The 14,333-nt window shown below is 42.2% G+C and carries 14 protein-coding genes; 11 read left to right on the top strand and 3 right to left on the bottom strand.

Annotated elements, in window-relative coordinates; translation table 11 throughout:
* Positions 1–36 precede the first annotated feature (36 nt).
* Complete coding sequence (locus LXL81_RS04630; RefSeq protein ID WP_234645536.1) at positions 37–795, bottom strand: OBAP family protein; 759 nt, start codon at positions 793–795, stop codon at positions 37–39.
* Between the two features lie 139 nt (positions 796–934).
* Positions 935–1,360 (bottom strand): hypothetical protein, encoded by a 426-nt coding sequence (locus tag LXL81_RS04625; RefSeq protein WP_234645535.1) that lies wholly within the window; start codon positions 1,358–1,360, stop codon positions 935–937.
* A gap of 356 nt (positions 1,361–1,716) precedes the next feature.
* Between LXL81_RS04625 and glgX the strand changes: the two genes are divergently transcribed.
* The 8 genes from glgX (at position 1,717) to LXL81_RS04580 (ending at position 10,190) form a co-directional block, all read left to right on the top strand.
* Positions 1,717–3,912: a glycogen debranching protein GlgX gene (gene glgX, locus LXL81_RS04620; RefSeq protein WP_234645534.1), complete on the top strand. Its 2,196-nt coding sequence runs from the start codon at positions 1,717–1,719 to the stop codon at positions 3,910–3,912.
* Positions 3,912–4,175: a SemiSWEET family sugar transporter gene (locus LXL81_RS04615; protein WP_234645533.1), complete on the top strand. Its 264-nt coding sequence runs from the start codon at positions 3,912–3,914 to the stop codon at positions 4,173–4,175. Before glgX ends, LXL81_RS04615 begins: the two co-directional genes overlap by 1 nt.
* Positions 4,176–4,263: 88 nt before the next feature.
* A complete protein-coding gene (locus LXL81_RS04610) occupies positions 4,264–5,826 on the top strand; it encodes an FAD-dependent oxidoreductase (RefSeq protein WP_304488672.1) in 1,563 nt (520 codons plus the stop codon).
* A gap of 310 nt (positions 5,827–6,136) precedes the next feature.
* On the top strand, positions 6,137–6,709 hold the full coding sequence (locus LXL81_RS04600) for a dihydrofolate reductase family protein (RefSeq protein ID WP_234645532.1): 573 nt from the start codon (positions 6,137–6,139) through the stop codon (positions 6,707–6,709).
* A 233-nt stretch (positions 6,710–6,942) separates the two neighbouring features.
* Entirely contained in the window at positions 6,943–7,326 is a 384-nt protein-coding gene (locus LXL81_RS04595) for a RidA family protein (RefSeq protein WP_234645531.1), read from the top strand.
* A 518-nt stretch (positions 7,327–7,844) separates the two neighbouring features.
* The gene (locus LXL81_RS04590; protein WP_234645530.1) at positions 7,845–8,762 is read left to right on the top strand and encodes an SDR family oxidoreductase; all 918 of its coding nucleotides are present in this window, start codon (positions 7,845–7,847) and stop codon (positions 8,760–8,762) included.
* A gap of 12 nt (positions 8,763–8,774) precedes the next feature.
* Positions 8,775–9,701, top strand: coding sequence for an AraC family transcriptional regulator (locus LXL81_RS04585; protein WP_234645529.1), 927 nt, complete (start codon positions 8,775–8,777; stop codon positions 9,699–9,701).
* An 87-nt stretch (positions 9,702–9,788) separates the two neighbouring features.
* Positions 9,789–10,190 carry a VOC family protein gene (locus LXL81_RS04580; RefSeq protein WP_234645528.1) on the top strand — a complete coding sequence of 134 codons (402 nt, stop codon included), beginning with the start codon at positions 9,789–9,791 and terminating at the stop codon, positions 10,188–10,190.
* 137 nt (positions 10,191–10,327) lie between these two features.
* On the opposite strand, the gene LXL81_RS04575 is transcribed toward LXL81_RS04580, so the two are convergent.
* The gene (locus tag LXL81_RS04575) at positions 10,328–10,948 is read right to left on the bottom strand and encodes a hypothetical protein (protein WP_234645527.1); all 621 of its coding nucleotides are present in this window, start codon (positions 10,946–10,948) and stop codon (positions 10,328–10,330) included.
* Between the two features lie 89 nt (positions 10,949–11,037).
* Here LXL81_RS04575 and LXL81_RS04570 point away from each other — a divergent pair, with 89 nt between their 5' ends.
* The 3 genes from LXL81_RS04570 (at position 11,038) to LXL81_RS04560 (ending at position 14,330) form a co-directional block, all read left to right on the top strand.
* Positions 11,038–12,123, top strand: a complete 1,086-nt coding sequence (locus tag LXL81_RS04570; RefSeq protein ID WP_234645526.1) for an imelysin family protein — start codon at positions 11,038–11,040, stop codon at positions 12,121–12,123.
* Between the two features lie 371 nt (positions 12,124–12,494).
* Positions 12,495–12,920 (top strand): hypothetical protein, encoded by a 426-nt coding sequence (locus tag LXL81_RS04565; RefSeq protein ID WP_234645525.1) that lies wholly within the window; start codon positions 12,495–12,497, stop codon positions 12,918–12,920.
* Between the two features lie 36 nt (positions 12,921–12,956).
* Entirely contained in the window at positions 12,957–14,330 is a 1,374-nt protein-coding gene (locus LXL81_RS04560; RefSeq protein WP_234645524.1) for an exonuclease domain-containing protein, read from the top strand.
* Positions 14,331–14,333: the final 3 nt, after the last annotated feature.

Below are 14,333 nucleotides of genomic sequence, written 5' to 3'. Positions count from 1 at the left end.
AATCAGTATCATCCGGAAGTATCCTATATTTGAAAATCACTGGTGCTTATGCATGGCAGAATCCGGTTTATGCGAGATGACAAGTTGCCTTACCTGCCCTTTTTGCCATGCGTCAGCACCGGCAGCTGGTTTTGTAACCGGAATATCCTGACGGTTCTCTTTCTTTTTTTTGGTTGAAACATTAAATCTTTTATCTCTGTCAGCTAACATTTCAGGGTGAAGCTGACCTTCTTTGGTAAACCCCATCATAATCATAGGCGCTCCTATGGGTAAAGTCCGCTGCTGATCGGTATGCCATGTATGGATCGTTTTCCCATAAGTTGAGACCAGTTTTTCCATCAGCTCGTGTTCTGCAACATCAGGAAGCCCCGGAGCAATCAGCGATCCGGAGCTTACCTCAAAGCTGTGACTATGCCAAAGCCTTTTTTCCTCCAGGCTGAGTGTTGCAAATAATTTGGCAGTAATGATATATTCAATCCCCATAATTTTCGCATCCTCTTTATTTCCATCAAAAATGATAGCCTGATACAGATCCTCATTTAGCTGGCTGACGTAATGATGCGCCTCCATCTGGGCATTGATATTGCCATTGTAAAAATGAAAACCGTCAAGATAAGTGCTGAACTTTTTTAAGGGATTTTTAGATTGAAGTACATCAGAACCCGCTGTAAGCAATTTGTCTTTTCCGGTTTTTTCATCTCCCGGAGCTTCCACATTTGACGAAGTGTTACGCTCGCCACAGGCAAAAACAATAATGACGAGTATGGGTAAAAAAAATGAGTTGCTGTATTTCATACGGCCTCGCAAGAAGTTGTTAAAAATTGCTGATATCATTGTTCTGTACCCTTATTCGGGGAACCGAAAATCGCGGGGAATTCTTAAAACCATACCAGGTTAAATCTGGTAACAGCCACCCAGTCTGGCACATCAACTTTCAGGGGCCGGTTTCCAGGTTGACCGAAACAGTCTCATTATTCATCAACTGGTCACGGGTATTAAGGTTTGTATTTTCAACACCCAATACGCTGTCGTCTATCAATATTGAAAAAGTACGCCCTGTCGGAACCAGATATGCGCCCAGATATCTGGTCCGGCTCAGATCCTCGGTCTTGAGCAATTCCTCATCTTTTTCCATGTTACTTTTTGCCCTGTAACGAACATAGGTTTTAATTTTCTTGTATTCCAGTGAATCTCCCGGGAGCTGAACATAAGACACAATCTTTTTCAGAAATAATGGCTGCCAGTTGACAACATAAGCCTCATCGGGCATGTGCTCCACAACCTCTGTCTGGCAAAATGCATTCGTAAAAAAGCACGCGGTTAATCCGATCGTTACTATTAAAAATCTGGTTTTTTTCATGTTGATGCGTTTTAAAATCGCACCGCCTTAGTAAAAATCCTGCCAAAAGCAATATTCCGGTCACTGGAAGAATTAACCTGATTGGTTCCCCACCTTGTAGAATTTACACAGCGTGGAAGCCTGGCCGGTTGTGGCACAAGTTTTTACCACGGCCGGCATTCTCACCAAACCAATGACCCGGTTTAATGCCCGGGTGTTAAAGCCAAATTTGAAATAGAATTCTTATGACCGATTTGACTCAAAAAAATTAATTGGAGATACCTAAGAGAAAAATCCTGTTTGCATTGACCGTTCGATTTGTCGATGCCTGCTCAATATCAAACAAAAATGGCTTACCAATTTAAATACCGATAACCATGGAAAGACGTATAGAAAACCAGCTATTAGAATCACCCCAGGGCGAAGAAGTAAGAACGCTTCCTGGAAAGCCTTATCCGCTTGGCGCAACATGGGATGGAAAAGGGATCAATTTCGCCCTTTTTTCTGAAAATGCAGATGGTGTGGAGCTCTGCCTTTTTGAGCCGGAAAATGAGTCTGAGGAGTTTATTAAAATCAAGATCGAAGAGGTAACGCACCATATATGGCATGTTTACGTGCCTGATCTTAACCCGGGTCAGCTTTACGGATACCGTGTTTACGGACCTCACGATCCTGAAAACGGTCATCGTTTCAATCCTAACAAATTATTGCTGGACCCATATTGCAAAGCCATTAATGGCACGGTAAGATGGGATAGTGCAGTTTTTGGCTATCAGTTTGAAAGTGAAGAGAAAGATTTGAGTTACAATGATAAGGATAGTGCTGGGTTTATGCCAAAAGCGGTTGTCATCGATCCCGGTTTTGAATGGCAGGGTGACTCGCCACTGGAAATCCCTTATCATAATACTGTCATTTATGAAGTTCATGTAAAGGGCTTTTCAATTTTAAATGAGCATATCCCAGAACAGATTCGCGGGACGTATGCGGCCATTGCCGACCCTGTTTCTATCAACTATCTCAAAGACCTGGGTGTAACCGCGGTTGAGCTGATGCCTATCCATCATTTTGTAGAAGATAAGCACTTGCTCGAAAAGGGGTTGACCAATTATTGGGGATATAACACACTGGGTTTCTTTGCTCCGGATCTGCGTTACAGCAGCAGCAGCGAACCAGGCGGGCAGGTCAAAGAATTTAAGGAAATGGTGCTCGCACTGCATCAGGCGGGAATTGAAGTGATACTTGATGTGGTTTACAATCATACTGCCGAAGGCAATCACATGGGTCCTACTTTGTCTTTTAAAGGGTTGGATAATGCCTCCTATTACCGGCTGGTTGAGGATGACAAGCGGCATTATATGGATTATACCGGAACGGGAAATACGCTCAATGTACGGCTCCCCAATGTGCTGGCCCTGATCATGGACAGCCTTCGGTACTGGATAACAGAAATGCACGTGGATGGTTTCCGGTTTGATCTTGCTGTGGCGCTTGCCCGCACCCTGCATGATACAGATACGCTGAGCTCATTTTTCAATATCATTCATCAGGACCCGATTATATCTCAGGCCAAACTAATTGCCGAACCCTGGGATATCGGCGATCAGGGGTATATGGTTGGAAAGTTTCCGGTGGGTTGGGGAGAATGGAACGGGATATACCGCGACCAGATCCGCAACTTCTGGCGGGGCGAGGATGTTGAAATGACTTCATTCGCCCAGCGTTTTACAGGCAGCCCCGACTTGTATAAAAATGACTATCGCAGGCCAACGGCAAGCATCAATTTTATAACAGCCCACGATGGTTTCAGTATAAATGATCTGGTAAGTTATGATCAAAAACATAATGAAGACAACGGCGAAGACAACAAGGATGGCGACAATAGCAATCATTCATGGAACTGTGGAGTTGAAGGAGAAACAGACGATCCGGAAATTATTGCCCTGCGCGACAGACAGAAAAGAAATCTGCTGACCACCATGTTTCTGTCACAAGGTGTGCCTATGATCGTAGCGGGCGATGAATTCGGCAGAACTCAGCATGGAAACAACAATGCATATTGCCAGGACAACGAAATATCATGGCTCGACTGGAATAATGCTGACTATAAGTTGCTTCAATTCACAAAATCGCTGATCCATCTTTGTGAAGACCACCCTACTTTCCGGCGCCGGCGCTGGTTTCAGGATCTGCCCGTTACAGGCTCTGATATGAAAGATATTATGTGGTTTTTACCGGACGGCAATCAGATACCAGACGAAAAATGGGATAAGGAGAAAGGAAAATCTTTTGGTGTTTTTCTAAACGGACAAGGTATCAGATGTGTCGATTTCGATGGACACCGGATTAAGGATGATCACTTCTATATCATTTTTCATGCCGGAAATGATCCGATTGACTTTACACTGCCCAATGAAGAATGCGGGTCCAACTGGACGCTTGTACTTAATACAGCAGAAAGTTTCGTCGGTGAAAAGGACGATGTTCTTGCATCAGGTGACAAACTGAATGTGATCGGGCACTGCGTGATTGCCTTAAAATGCTCCTCTCATAGCTCACAAAAAACGAACGATTGATGGATTTTATAGAAGCACTCGGCCTTTTGGCGGGCATATGCACATCTTCGGCAGTGATACCGCAGCTGGTTACGACAATTAAAAAGAAAAAGGCTAGCGAAGTTTCTACGGCCATGTTTGTCGTGCTGCTTACAGGTAATGCTTTATGGGTTTATTATGGACTTGATAAAAAGGATATTCCCATCATTGCAACCAATATTTTCACCATATGCCTGAATGTGGCTATGCTTTTTTTGAAATATAAGTATAAAGACAATGATTGAGGCAGTTCTTGCCAACTACCGCATAAGAACTCCTGATCACCTACGAAACTCGTGATTATAATTATGGTATAGCTAAAAATTCGCTACAATGGAAACCAACCAAAATACGCGTGACGGACGAAACAAAAGTCTCTGGCAACAAAACACGGAGACAATCGGTGAGAAAAATGTTTTTGACCCGACAATAACCTATGATGTACTTATTGTCGGCGCCGGAATTACCGGGCTGACTACCGCATTTTTGTTACAAAAGGCAGGACTGCAATGCATTATTGCTGAGGCGCATAATCCGGGATACGGCACAACCGGTGGTACAACGGCCCATATAAATACTTTTGCAGACACCACTTTTGCGGAAGTAGAAAGCGCATTCAGTGCAGAAGCAGCAACGCAATTTGCAGAATCTATTGCTGAATCCGTGCAACTGATACATGAATTGGTGGAGACCTGTCATATCGACTGTGACTTTGCATGGAAGAAAGCATATGTTTATTCCCAAAATAAAAAGGAAACCGGCGAGCTCGATGACATTTTTGAGAGTGCTGTCCGGGTTGGGGTTGAAGTCAGCGAAACGAAGGCTGTGCCAATCAACCTGGAATTTCAAAAAGCAATTGTTTTTGATCATAATGCACAGTTTCATCCGCTAAAATATATCCGGGGTTTACAAAATCATTTTTACAATCTGGGAGGTGTCTTACTGGAAAACACACTTATTGATGATATAAAATCTGTGGGTGGTACGCACATGGCCTCGGCAGCTTCCGTACAGATCAAGGCAAAAAAAGTTATCTATGCCACACATATCCCTCCGGGAGTCGTGAATGTGCTTCACTTCAGAAATGCCCCGTACCGCAGTTATGTCATCGCGGCAACTTTGGAAAAAGATCAATATCCGGATGCCCTGGTTTATGATATGCAGGAGCCTTACCATTATTTCAGGACACATACCATTGACGGACAAAAATACCTTGTGGCAGGTGGTCATGATCATAAAACCGGTCACAGCGATCCTGAACAGGCTTTTACAGATCTGATCAATTATGCAAAACTTTGTTACCCGATCAAAGATATATTCACACAGTGGTCGGCGCAGTATTACGTTCCGGCTGACGGCCTGCCTTATATTGGCCAGCTTCCCGGAGCTTCTGACGGGATTTATACCGCCACAGGTTTCAACGGAAACGGCATGATCCTGGGAACTGTCTCTGCAATGGTTTTAAGTGATTTGATACTGCAAGGTGAAAGTGAATACGAAAATCTTTATGATCCGGCGCGTATTAAACCTGTTGCCGGATTTAGCGAAATCGTTAAAGAAGGGGCTGATGTGGTAGCCCGTTTTATAGGTGACCGATTTGGTCTTGAAAAGATCGAGTCGGTTTCCCAACTGCAACCTGATTCAGGTGAAATTGTAGAATTTGAAGGTCAGAAACTGGCGATTTATAAAGATTCCTTTGATCAGGTGAAAGCACTTGATCCTGTATGTACGCATTCAAAATGTATAGTCCACTGGAATAATTCAGAAAAAAGCTGGGACTGCCCTTGTCACGGGGCGCGTTTTGATACCGACGGCAAAGTGATGACCGGCCCGGCAAGAGAGGACCTTCGGGTGGTTGATATCCAGGTTCCAAGCGATCCCTATTTCTTTCTGTAATAATTTTGTAAACTATAAAACTGACAAATTTGGACTTTCTGGAATGTCCGAACGAATTATATAACCAGATTTCTTACTATGAGCCCGAAATTCCATCGGGCTCATTCTGTTTAATTTCAATATTTTTTCCTGTCGTAAAAAGGTAAGCGCGGCAGTTTATCCGCCTAAAGTGATACGGATTTCTTCCAAAAAAGCCGTTTCACTTTAGGAGCAGAACTATCATCAACTACTGTGAACCATCCGTTTCGCAGGTAATAGTTTCATATCATATATTTTGTACTTTTAGTTGAAAAAATAAAGTACGATCGATATGAGAAAATTAGTTTTGTTCGCGCATATTTCCCTGGACGGTTTTGCGGGAGATATTAACGGCGGTCTGGGTTTTTTATCATACAATGAAGAACTTCAGCAATTCGCCCATGAGCTGGTACAAACGGTAGGCATTCCTGTTTATGGAAAGAATACTTATCAGTTAATGGCAGTTTACTGGCCCACCGTTTTAGCAGATCCGAACGCGAGCGGACATTCACTTGAACACGCAAAATGGGTTCATGAGGTTCCAAAAATTGTTTTTTCAACAACATTGCCAGGTGCGGACTGGAACAATACGACGTTGATCAAAGATAATGTGCTTGAAGAAGTGAATAAACTTAAACAACAGCCAGGTAAAGATCTGGTCATATTCGGCAGCCCGGGCCTGTCAAAAAGCCTTATGAATCTTGGACTTATCGATGCATATAAATTAACCCTCCATCCTGTCATACTGGGAAAAGGCATCAGTTTGTTCGATAGCAAGACACCAATGAGTAATCTGAAATTACTGGAATCAAAAACGCTTGGCTCCGGCATAGTTACTTTGCATTATGAAAAGGTGCCTGAATAACTAATACTAACAAAATTGACGGCAGCCTACCAGGCACTTGCATGGGTTTAATGTACGTAGCCAAACCGGTGATTATCTTAGCCATTAACCAAATGACAAATTAGTATCTCAATAATATTATCTGATGATTTGCCCTTAAAACCAGATAAAGGTTGCTTAACTTGTATGAAAATGCGTCCACTGGTGAGTTGGAAGCAGACTGCCTTAGTTTTTACTGTTAAACAAGTCGGGTCATGGGTGAAAAAAGAAATTTCAATACTGACAAAGCGCCGCGAATGAATACGGCATTTCCACAGGCGGTGATTGCAAACAATCTTGTTTTCCTTTCCGGTATGCCGGGCCTGGATCCTGTTTCGGGTCAGTTGGTCAGCAGCTCATTTGAAGATCAAACAAGACAAGCTTTTTTAAATATTAAAACAATACTTGAAGAAGCGGGAAGCAGTATGAGCAGTGTTGTAAAAACAACAATTTTTATGGTGACTGGTAATGATTTCAATGTTATAAATAAAGTTTACGCAGAATTCTTTCCAACAGACGCACCTGCACGCAGCACTCCCCAGGTAATGCCTTTTCCGGGCGGAATTCTAATTTCCATAGAGTGTATCGCATTGCTTTAAAAAATTTTGTCCTGAAATTTTTTAAGCAAGCGCCCTGCATTCTAATGCAACAAAACTTTCCACTATGGTCAACGTCAGCAACATTTCAATTGAACAATTAAAGCCAGCTTGATTATTTCAATTAATATCAGGGACGACTTGTACAGGTTCCTCTCTGTCATCTACGCGGCCTAAAATTCAATATTCTTATTGATTTTGCAAAAAGGGTGTTTACCAAAAGAGCTTTTCTATCTAAATCTGTCTAAGTGTTCATGGTTAGCCTGATTTTAAGTATCACATTAATCGTTGCCTGAATAAAAGATTAACTTTGTTTTTACAATAATAATAAAATGCCCCCCTCCCCCTGATAACTAAAACATCCTGAAAACCTTTATGATCCGATGCCGGAGCTGGCGAAAGGATTTTATCATCAATCATTAAAACAGCCATGCACCGGTTTTGGCTACAATAATACCTGAATTGACTACGGTTACTTTCAGTATTGTGCGGAGCTTTGTGTTTGTAAAAAATCAATGATTATGAAAAATATTTTCGTCATCGGAGCATCCGGTTTTGTGGGAAGTTATCTGACCCGGCAATTATTATCAGAAGGATACCGGGTGCGTTGTCTTGCGCGTAACCCGCAGAAAATGAAAGATCTTGCCCGGAACGGATGCGAGATTATTGAAGGCGACATTACCGATCTTTCCTCTTTTGAACATGCGCTCGAATCGATGGATGCGGTTTATATATCGATACATACGCTGGCACCTCAGCAGGCAGGCACTGTAGACCAGGGATTTATGGACATAGAAATGAGCGGTCTGCAAAACATTGTCAGGGCATGTGAAGTCCATAAAGTACGCAGGCTGATCTATGTCACATCCATCGGTATCTCTTCTGATTCAAAAGATGCCTGGACACGCGGAAGGTGGAAAACACAGCAATATCTTTTAAATAGTGGTCTTGATGTTACGGTGATTCAGCCAGGCATGATTGTTGGTTCAGGCGGCCAGGGCTTTAATATGGTGCTGGATAATGCCCACAGAAGTTTAGCATTTGTGATAGGCAATGGCCACAATCAATTTCGCTGCATTGCGATTGATGATCTGGTTTTTGATTTGATCGGCATATTGAATGAACCAAAGTCTTATGGGCAGTGCTACCAGGTTGGTGGCGATGATATTTTGAGCAGTGACCAATTGATTGATATAGCGGCTGAGGTAGCCGGCCGGCCTCATCCAAAGAAAATCCATATTTCACTGGCATTGCTGCGTTTGGCGGCGCCTCTTATCGAACGAGTTTCAAAAGCACCAAAAGGTGCAATTAAAGGTGCACTTGATAGTCTCGGGCAGGATATGATCGGAGATTCGTCTGCTATACGAGCACTGCTGGGACGAAGACCGCTTTCTTACAAACAGGCAGTGGATCTGGCGTTAAAGATGTATAAAAAATAACTAATTTGCGTAATGGAAAAAAGTCAGCCTTACCTGATCAAAACCGTCAGTGAATTTCACAGGATGCTGGGCTTGCCTAAGCCAAAGCACCCTTTGATCAGCGTCATTGAAATAAAACCCGTTGCGCAGTTGCCTTCGGAAATACAAGAGAATATTATGAATGGCTTCTACAATATTTCTCTTAAAAAAAACTTTAAGGCTCCGGTAAAAATCAAATACGGACAACAGACTTACGATTTTGATGAAGGTGTACTAAGTTTTATGTCGCCTGGTCAGATCACCGTATTTCAGCCGCAGAAATACAGTAGCCCTGAGCAATCCGGCTGGATGCTTTTGATCCATCCGGATTTTTTATGGAATACAATACTTGCCAAAAAGATCAGACAATATAGGTTTTTTGATTATTCGGTCAATGAAGCTTTGTTTCTTTCTGATAAAGAAGAAGTTGTGCTTACACAGATTATTTCTAATATCAGTCAGGAATATCATAACAACATGGATCATTTCAGCCATGACATCATTATTTCACAGCTGGACTCTCTGCTTAACTACGCTGACCGCTTTTACCAGCGCCAGTTCATGACGCGCAGAATAACGAATCATCAGTTGCTTGACCGGCTTAATCATGAACTTATTGCCTATTTCGATGATGTGAATACTATGCAAAAGGGCTTACCGTCTGTTGGTTATCTTGCAGGACAGCTGCATGTATCGCCTGATTATCTGAGCGGACTTCTTAAAACGCTTACCGGCCAGACAACCCAGCAGCATATTCATGAAAAGCTTATTGAGAAAGCCAAACAGCAACTCTCAACCACCAGCCTGTCCGTTAGTGAGATCGCCTACCAGTTAGGGTTTGAACACCCTCAATCATTTAGCAAATTGTTTAAATCTAAAACCAAACAATCTCCTCTGGCTTTCAGAGAAGCATTTAATTAGGAATTGCGTTCATATTTCTAAAAAGCTGCTGACACACCGTTGTCATTACCGCCATATATTTTTGGAAAATTAAAAATATATACGCTTATGAAATTTGTATCCATCCGCATCATCACCAACAACATTAAGCCCTTAGTCCGGTTTTACGAACATATCAGCGGCTTGTCAACCATTCAGTATACTGAGGATTTCGCAGAACTACACACCGAATCAATCGTGTTGGCAATTGGCAGCGTCAGGACGCTTCAGCTTTTTGGCGGATCCCATCTGGCCACACCGGAATCAAACCGCTCTGTGATCCTGGAGTTTCGCGTTGATGATGTTGACGCAGCCTACCACCGGCTGGCAGAATATCTAGGTGAAAATATAGTTCAGATGCCAACGACAATGCCCTGGGGAAACCGCTCCATGTTGTTCCGCGATCCGGACGGCAACCTTGTAAATTTTTTTACACCAGTAATTTCGGAAACAAAAACCAACGCCAACTAAATGCATGATCACCAGGCCAACAGACATGTCAATAATTGCTTGTCTGTTGGTTTCATGAGTTCTGTATTTATTTAAATCAAAAGGTTCTGAAAAGCCTGAATTTTAAATTTTATATTGAATAAGAATTGTGCAGGGCATTACTTACTTTTTTTGATAAAATACAAATGGTCACCATCCAGGTAACTTCCTTCACTGTTGATGGCAGCCGGACCAACCATATCAACCTGCACAAAACCTTCGGTGCATAAGGAGTCTTTGCTATTTATATACACTTTGAATTTGAAGGTTTCTTTGCTGTTAACAGTTTTTTTTGATAGCGTTGGCGTCCAGGTAATTCCTGAGTACTGAACGCCGCTACCAATTCCATTGCCCTGAAAGGTCCCTGATTCTTTGAAAGCACCTGATGATATTGTCGGTTTTGACATAAGCAGACACTGCTCGAAACGACCGTAAATTCTAAATGTCGGATCGATGAACGATTCATCTAGTTTGGTAACTGTCAGCACTACCTCTCTGCTGTGCTCACTGGAATTGCTTAGGTAAAACAATCGGTCTCCGGCAAGATCAAAATATCCATCCGTCTGATTATCGGTTGATAGCCGCCAGGAAAATCCCGGGCCGGGCCTGTCGCCAGATTCTCCTTGTAAATTCCATCTTTCAAATGGGTCATTATTGTCCGGCTTCGGGCTCTTTTTTTTACAATCCCATAAAATCACCGACAGACAAAAAAACATAAGATAACATACAATTTTATTCATCACTATGCGGTTTTCATATAACCATTGATTTACTTACAGTTACAACGAAAATCAGGCAACAATAGTAAGCCATAGTCTCAAAAATAGATATGAAATATTTTCTATGTTTTTCTTTGTTGATTTCTCTGGCCTGTTCCAGGGAAAAACAGCCTGAACCCACTGCCGTTTCAGATCGTCAGTTTGCTGTACAAGGTATCGGCAACGCAGTAATTATCAGGAGCTTTCTTGACCTTCAAAACTCTGTAAATACACTAAATGAATTTGCAACCTCTTACGTCTACGATTCAACAAATACCGAAAAGCTATATACACTAAGAAGAGAATGGACTAATACAGTAATTTCATGGAAATTATCATCCATATTTCTTAAAGGAAAATTAAGCGAAGACATTAAATCGGCCGCGTTTTACCCCGCCGCAAATATAACAGCGATAGAAAAAGTTATCTCCTCAGACACCTCAAAAATTGATCTTGCCTATGTACAAGCACTTCCTGAGAACGCTACCGGTCTGGCGGCGATAGAGTACCTGATTTATGGCACCAATCAGGGTGATGATGAATCTGTGATATCAGCTTTTAACGCTACCGGGTCGCGTCGGGGCAGTTTTCTTCGGGCTCTTTGCCAGGATTTAAAACAGCAAAGTGATCAGTTAATGTATCATTGGAGCATTGCAGGAGATGCTTATATTAATAAGTTCATGGCTTCTGGTGGTAATGCACGGAGCGAGTCTCTTGGTGTGTTGACGGACAACATTATCTCTACGATTTCAATAATCAAAGACGAACGTGTCGGGTTGCCTCTGGGAATAAATCAAGGAAAAAGCCAACCTGAATTGGTAGAGTCAAAATATGGAGGACAATCTATTAACTTCATACGCGCCGAACTGCAAGGCATTGAACAAATCTTTTCGGGAAAGAGGACAAATAAAGTTGGTATTAACGCCCTATACTGGTTACTGGATCAGGATAATGCTAAATCCGGTGATGTAAAATTAAGCTCTATAATAGAGGCCCAGTTTGCGGATATTTTTTCTAAACTTGACCTGATAAAAAGCCCACTTGAACAGGCGGTGGTTAGCAATCCAAAGCAAGTGGCCGACTTTTATGAATCGCTTTCAAAATTGCAATTACTGGTTCAAAACGATATGGTTACAAGTCTAAAATTCCAGGATTAATCACCGCATTCATAAGCCATCAACATATCTAAAAACATATTCGAATCCGGTTATGTGATCAGATTTTTTGTATCAACATCCAAAAAGCAGGCAACTTTCAGGACCAGCAAATAGTTTGGTCAAAATTATGCTTTTGTCAGGCTTACAAAAACCTCCCACCCAATCCCCTGCTACCAATCTTTGTAGCTAAACTTAGCATCGATATAAAAAATCGTTTGCCATTTTGAAGAAATTATTCTATCATTGATGCTTATTGGATCAATAAGTTGATACTGAAAATATCAATCTATTAAATATCCTTGTCTTTCTGCCTATTACAATTCTAAGATTCAGGCAAGGCTGGCTGAAATGATTTCCAAAATGCATTAAATATGAGAGAATCTGTCAAAATTATTCCGGCGAAAAAGCAAGTAGTCATAAGGATATTCCGCAAGCAACCAATAGATGGTAGCCGTCTGCATAGCGATGTGCGTTTTGAGCTACGCTCACTTTGTGATATCCCTATTGTGATCTTTAAGCTAATGGAGTCCGGGGAAATTCTCGCTGTGCCAGTCAACTTCAAAAAAATTGGCGTTTGGCCTGATGTAAAGAATCTGCCCGTTGTTTTGCAGTTTTTCGATCTGGATGCAGATATGATATTTTTTGAAAAACAGATATTTCTAAGCGCAGAAGATACTGAATCAGTTGTAGAAAACCGTTTTGAACAAATCAGGATGAAATCAAAACAAATCGATGCGATTGTAGATTTTATCTATTCTGACTATATCGGTTTTGCCCAGCTGGCCGAATCGTTGTAATAATCAGCATAAAAGAAGAAGGCTAAAAAGTGCAAAATGAACTACGCCATAGTAGATATAGAAACGACCGGGGGCCATGCAGCTGCAAGTGGAATTACTGAAATAGCGATCAGGATCCATGATGGTAACGCTGTGATCGACAGTTTTGAAACGCTTTTGAATCCGGGCAGACCAATACCACTTTCAATTCAGGCTCTTACCGGTATTAATCCTGAAATGGTTCAGGACAGCCCGACTTTTGAAGAGCAGGCGGCTAAAATTTACCAGATACTTTCAGGCTGCATTTTTGTGGCCCACAATGTCAATTTCGATTATTCCTTTGTGAAACATCATCTTGGACTGGCCGGTTTTGCATTTAATGCCCCCAAACTATGCACGGTCAGACTTAGCAGAAAGCTCATACCCGGGAAGGCCTCATACAGCCTTGGCAAACTTTGTGATTCGCTGGGAATCGCTATTGAAAACCGTCACCGGGCTGGCGGTGATGTGGACGCCACGGCCATACTTTTTGAAAAACTGATCGCCGCCGATGACCAGGGGCATATAGGTTCGATGCTTAAAAAGACTTCCAAAGAGCAGCTTCTTCCGCCAAATCTTGACAAAGATGAATTTATGGCGCTGCCCTCTTGCCCCGGTGTATATTATTTCAAAGATCATACAGGAAAGGAGATTTACGTTGGGAAAGCGGCTGATATCAAAAAGCGTGTCACACAGCATTTCACAGGCCACAACACCAATTCTCAACGTCAACATTTTCTTCGAAATATATATTCTGTCAGCTGCGAGCCTTGTGGCAGTGAACTGATGGCACTGATCCTGGAAGCATCCGAAATCAAGCGGCTCTGGCCTCAGTATAACAGGGCATTAAAGCGGCCCGAATTCCGTTTTGCATTATACACTTACGAAGACGGAGAAGGCTTTTTAAGGCTCATTATTGGGAAACAAAGCAAATTGCATAAGGCAGTACACATCTTTGATAAAGAGGCGGATGGCATCAGAATGCTGCGCCAGCTGGTGATTGATTTCAAGCTTAATCCTGATAAATGCGCTTACAGCCATTACCCTTTGTTTAGCCAGGAATCACCTGAACTCAGCCAGCTTCGCGATGCGTTTGAAAATATTCCGGCAGAAGAATACAATCATTTGGTCATGAAGGCTTTACACTCTTTCAGCGAAGGTCTGGCCGGATTTGTGATTGTAGATACCGGCAGAAATCCGGATGAAATTGGCTGTATCTGGGTGCAGAAAGGAAGGCTCACGGGTATTGGTTATGTTCCGGCAGAAACTGAAATTGAAAATGTTGATCCGCTTAGTCAAAACCTGAAACCCATCTTTGCCAATCACTATATGATGCAGATGATTTTTAATTTTGCCGCAAAAAATCCCTCGAAAGTAAAATTGCTTCATTGAAAT

It is taken from the genome of Dyadobacter sp. CY356 (genome assembly GCF_021440195.1).
GTDB lineage: Bacteria > Bacteroidota > Bacteroidia > Cytophagales > Spirosomataceae > Dyadobacter.
The sequence above is the reverse complement of the archived record's forward strand: the minus strand, read 5'-3'. Positions and strand labels throughout refer to the sequence as shown.

Excerpts from the sequence above, each read along its gene's own strand:
- LXL81_RS04630 (WP_234645536.1), bottom strand. The coding sequence starts at position 795 with ATGAAATACAGCAACTCATTTTTTTTACCCATACTCGTCATTATTGTT.
- LXL81_RS04625 (WP_234645535.1), bottom strand. The coding sequence starts at position 1,360 with ATGAAAAAAACCAGATTTTTAATAGTAACGATCGGATTAACCGCGTGC.
- glgX (WP_234645534.1), top strand. The coding sequence starts at position 1,717 with ATGGAAAGACGTATAGAAAACCAGCTATTAGAATCACCCCAGGGCGAA.
- LXL81_RS04615 (WP_234645533.1), top strand. The coding sequence starts at position 3,912 with ATGGATTTTATAGAAGCACTCGGCCTTTTGGCGGGCATATGCACATCT.
- LXL81_RS04610 (WP_304488672.1), top strand. The coding sequence starts at position 4,264 with ATGGAAACCAACCAAAATACGCGTGACGGACGAAACAAAAGTCTCTGG.
- LXL81_RS04600 (WP_234645532.1), top strand. The coding sequence starts at position 6,137 with ATGAGAAAATTAGTTTTGTTCGCGCATATTTCCCTGGACGGTTTTGCG.
- LXL81_RS04595 (WP_234645531.1), top strand. The coding sequence starts at position 6,943 with ATGGGTGAAAAAAGAAATTTCAATACTGACAAAGCGCCGCGAATGAAT.
- LXL81_RS04590 (WP_234645530.1), top strand. The coding sequence starts at position 7,845 with ATGAAAAATATTTTCGTCATCGGAGCATCCGGTTTTGTGGGAAGTTAT.
- LXL81_RS04585 (WP_234645529.1), top strand. The coding sequence starts at position 8,775 with ATGGAAAAAAGTCAGCCTTACCTGATCAAAACCGTCAGTGAATTTCAC.
- LXL81_RS04580 (WP_234645528.1), top strand. The coding sequence starts at position 9,789 with ATGAAATTTGTATCCATCCGCATCATCACCAACAACATTAAGCCCTTA.
- LXL81_RS04575 (WP_234645527.1), bottom strand. The coding sequence starts at position 10,948 with ATGAATAAAATTGTATGTTATCTTATGTTTTTTTGTCTGTCGGTGATT.
- LXL81_RS04570 (WP_234645526.1), top strand. The coding sequence starts at position 11,038 with ATGAAATATTTTCTATGTTTTTCTTTGTTGATTTCTCTGGCCTGTTCC.
- LXL81_RS04565 (WP_234645525.1), top strand. The coding sequence starts at position 12,495 with ATGAGAGAATCTGTCAAAATTATTCCGGCGAAAAAGCAAGTAGTCATA.
- LXL81_RS04560 (WP_234645524.1), top strand. The coding sequence starts at position 12,957 with ATGAACTACGCCATAGTAGATATAGAAACGACCGGGGGCCATGCAGCT.